The organism is Myxococcus sp. AB025B (assembly GCF_006518215.1).
Lineage (GTDB): Bacteria > Myxococcota > Myxococcia > Myxococcales > Myxococcaceae > Myxococcus > Myxococcus fulvus.
In genome coordinates, this window is sequence record NZ_SRLW01000505.1 from 1 (window position 1) to 4,040 (window position 4,040).

At 70.7% G+C, this 4,040-nt stretch carries 2 protein-coding genes and 1 pseudogene; all 3 read right to left on the reverse strand.

Annotation, left to right across the window (positions count from 1 at the left end; all coding sequences use genetic code 11):
- Window positions 1-208: pseudogene (locus FL311_RS45770) on the reverse strand (DNA polymerase III subunit gamma/tau); the annotation flags it as partial.
- Between the two features lie 892 nt (window positions 209-1,100).
- Window positions 1,101-2,306, reverse strand: coding sequence for a DNA polymerase III subunit gamma/tau (dnaX, locus tag FL311_RS41690; protein ID WP_141333166.1), 1,206 nt, complete (start codon window positions 2,304-2,306; stop codon window positions 1,101-1,103).
- Window positions 2,307-2,361: 55 nt separating this feature from the next.
- On the reverse strand, window positions 2,362-3,900 hold the full coding sequence (locus FL311_RS41695) for an NAD(P)/FAD-dependent oxidoreductase (RefSeq protein WP_141333167.1): 1,539 nt from the start codon (window positions 3,898-3,900) through the stop codon (window positions 2,362-2,364).
- Window positions 3,901-4,040: the final 140 nt, after the last annotated feature.

Sequence of the window (4,040 nt, forward strand, 5' to 3'; positions counted from 1 at the left end):
GCGCTGCCGTGGGCGCGGGCGGACCGTTGCGCAGGAAGGACAGGGGCCGCGCGGCGGACGGGGGCAGGCCGTCCAGGACGGGGCCCGAGGGCAGGGGATTCTCGACGGGATACGCCGATGGGGGCGGAGCGTCCGAGACAGTCTGGGCGCCGCCGCCGTTGCGCAGGAAGGACAGGGGCCGCGCGGCGGACGGAGGCAGCCCGGCCATCACCGGACCCGTGGCGGGGACGGGAGGGGTGGCGCTGACGGAAGTTGGAGGCGTCCACGCGCCCGCGGCTGGCTGGGGCGGGGGGATGTCACGTGCGGCCCCGTCATGCCGTGGCAGCGCGATGTTGGCGGGCGGTTCGTCTGATGCGCCTCCACCGTGGCGGGGCAGGTCGATGTCCGGTGGTGGCTCGGGCTGGTAGTCGGAGTCGTCGTAGCGAGAGGCGCCCGAGCCTCGCGTGTCGAATGACGCGGGCGCATCGAAGCGAGGCGCTTGCGCGGGACGCGCGAAGTCTCCTGTGGGCTGCGGTCCGGAAGCCGGTGCTGGCGCATCCCACGGTGGGCCTGTCGGCGCACGTGTCGTGGACCCGGTGGTGGGCTGTCCCGCGGATGGACCCGGGGCATCCCAGGGTGGGCCCGATGGCGCACGCCCCAGCGCTCCAGCGGAATGCTGCCCAGCCGAGGCCCCCGTCGCGTCCCAAGGCGGGCCCGAGGGCGCACGCCCCATCATTCCGGCGGGGGCCTGGCCAACAGTCGCGCGAGACGCATCCGATGGACCCCCGTGCGGCGGGCCCACCGGCACTACTGCGTGCTGAGGACCCGCGGCGCCACTCGGTCCGCTCTGCGCGGCGGACGGCGCACCGTCGAACGCGCCACCCAGCGGCCCGCGCGTCGACGCTCCAGGGGACGACGTGCTCCCGTTGCTCGCCCCCGCGCTCGAGTGCGGCGGAGCCGACGGCATGGCCGTGGACACGCCATCGTGCGATGGCACTCCTCCGGACGTACCCGCCGGCCTCGGCGTCGAGGCGGGCTGTTGCCCCGTCGCGGGCGCGGCTCGACCCGTCTCCCATGGACGTGGGGCGGACGCGGCTTCGGGGGGCGGAGCCTGGCGAGGCTCAGGCGCGAAAGTTCGTGGAACTGGAGCGACCTCCTGGCGCTCCAGCATTGGCCTTGTCCGACTGAGGCAGTCCAGCCGTGAGCCGGTCCACCTTCGCGAGCAGCTCCGGAATCGACCCTCCGGGCGACAACTGGATGGCCTTCAACAGCGCCATCTCCAGCGCGAGCCTCGGCTGCGCCGCGCGCGACACATCCCAGACGGAGCCATGCACCACGTCGAACAGCCGCGTGAGCTGCGCGCTCTCCGCGTCCTTCGCCAGCGCCACGAGCGCCTTCTGCTCGGACTCGGCCAGCTCCGCGGGCGCCTCGCCCAGCGTCTTGGTGACGAAGAGGTGGCGAAGCTGCATCGCCAGCTCCTCCGCGAGGCGCTTCAAATCGAGGCCCCGGTTGAAGACCTCCTCCACGCGCTCCAGCACGCGCTTCGCATCCTTGTGCACCAGCGCGTCGGCGAAGTCCTGCACCATCGTCCGGTCGATGGCGCCCAGCGCCTCGGCGACCTCCTCGTCCGTGGGATTCGCTCCGCACGAGGCGAGCACCTGGTCCAGCAGGCTGAGCGCGTCGCGCATGCCGCCCTCGGACTGGCGCACCACGAGCGACAGCGAGCGGTCCGAGATGCCCGCGCCCTCCGCCTTGCAGATCTCCTGCAGCCGCTGGAGCATCCGCGCCGCGGAGATGCGGCGGAAGTTGTGGCGCTGGCAGCGCGACAGGATGGTGTCCGGGAGCTTGTGCGCCTCGGTCGTCGCGAAGATGAACTTCACGTGCCCGGGCGGCTCCTCCAGCGTCTTGAGCAGCGCGTTGAACGCCGCTCCCGACAGCATGTGGACCTCGTCGATGATGTAGATCTTGTGCCGGTCGCGCTGCGGCAGGTACTTCGCGTTCTCGCGAATCTCGCGGACGTTCTCCACGCCGTTGTTGGAGGCACCGTCGATCTCCGCCACGTCCACGCTGGTGCCGGCGGCAATCTCCGTGCAGGCCCGGCACTCACCGCAGGGAGTCGCCGTGGGGCCCTTCTCACAGTTGAGGGCCTTGGCGAGCAGGCGTGCGGCCGTCGTCTTGCCCACGCCGCGCGGGCCGCAGAACAGGTACGCGTGCGCCACCCGGTCCATCTTGATGGCGTTCGCGATGGTCCGGACGACGTGCTCCTGTCCGGTCATGTCATCGAACTTCTGCGGACGCCATTTGCGGGCGAGGACGAGGTAGCTCATGGGGGCAGTCATCTAAACACGACGGCGCGAAGGATCCATCTCCAGGCGCTGCGACTCAGCGTCCGAGCGCTTTCAGCACGACCTGGGCCGAGTTGTGCCCCGCCGCGCCGATGACGCTGCCCGCCGGGTGGCAGCCCGCGCTGCAGAAGTAGAGCCCCTGCACCGGCGTCTCGTAGGGCAGCCTGTCGGTGAAGCCCAGCTTGTTGTCCACATGGTGGATGTGCCCGCCGGTGATTCCGAAGTGGCTCTCGATTTTCGGCGGCGTGAGGGCGAAGTACTCCTGGACCAGATCACTGGTCCCCGGCGCGAAGCGGTCGCACACGGACAGCAACTGCCGAACGTAGCGCGACTCCTCCTTCTCCCACGTCGTGCCCTCGAGCTTGTAGGGCACCCACTCCACGAAGAGCGCGGAGTTGTGGCGGCCCTCGGCGTCGCGCAGCGACGGATCCACGGTGGTGTGGATGTACCACTCGATGGAGGGGAAGTCGGACAGCCTGCCCGCCTGCGTGTCGCGGTACGAGCGCTCCAGCGCGCCGAGCACGTCGTCCTCCTGCGGCAGCAGGTGGATGGTGGGGCCGAACTGGCCCTTGTCCTCGGGCAGACAGGTGAACCTCGGCAGCTCCTTCAGGCACAGGTTCACCTTGAGCGTGGTGCCCGGCACGGCCATCGCGCCCACCTTCGCGCGGTAGTCCGCCGGCAGTGCCGCGGTGTCCACCAGCTTCAGCGTGCGGAACGGGTCTCCGTTGGACACGACGACGGAGGATTGGAGCTCCTCGCCGTTCTCCAGCACCACGCCCTTCACCACGCCTGAGTCCACGCGCACCGACGTCACCTTCGCGCCCGTGCGGATGACCGCCCCGTGCTTGCGCGCGACGTTGGCGATGGACTGGGTGACGGTGCCCATGCCGCCGCCGACAATCATCCACGTGCCGCCGCTGCCCGGCAGCCGGCACATGTTGTGGACGAGCAGGTTCATCCCCGTGCCGGGCGTGTCGTAGCCGCCGTCCAGTCCGGAGAACGCGTCCGTCACCGCGTACATGGCCTTCACCAGGTCGGACTTGAAGCCGAAGCGCTCCAGGTACTGGCGCGCCGAGCCCCGACACAGCTGGAGGAAGTGCTCGCGCAGCGCGGGCCGGATGTAGCGCTCGGCGGTCTCCTCGTGGGTCAGCGGCGGCTTGAGCCACGCGGGCGCCAGGTCGTCACGCAGCGCGGCCAGCTCCGCGTTCATCGCCTGGTTGGCCTCCCAGTCCGCCTGCGAGAAGAACTCGAGGAACTGGCGCTTCAGCTCGCGCTCGTCCGAGCCGAACAGCAGATAGCGCTCGCCCGTGGTGGGCAGGAAGTAGTGCGGGTCCCTCCGCTTGAGCGGCAGGTCCAGCTCCAGCTCGCGCAGGAGCTCCGGGGGCATCAGTCCCAGCAGGTACGCGCCCGTGGACACGCCCAGCCCGGGCGCGCTCTTGAACGGGTACTCCGTCCGGCACGCTCCGCCGATGACGTCCTTCTCCTCCAGGACGGTGACGGACAGGCCCCTGCGCGCGAGCATCGCCGCTGTCACGAGTCCGTTGTGTCCCGCTCCCACCACGATGACGTCCGGCATGGCCTGCTCCTTCTCGAGGGAACCGCGTTCCTACCCGAGCGAGGCCCTGGCGGACAAACGTCCGCTGGCTTGCACCTCGCCGCCGGGCCGGGGAGAGTCCCGGGCGCCCGTGTCCGCCGCCCTGCCCGAGACGCCCACCC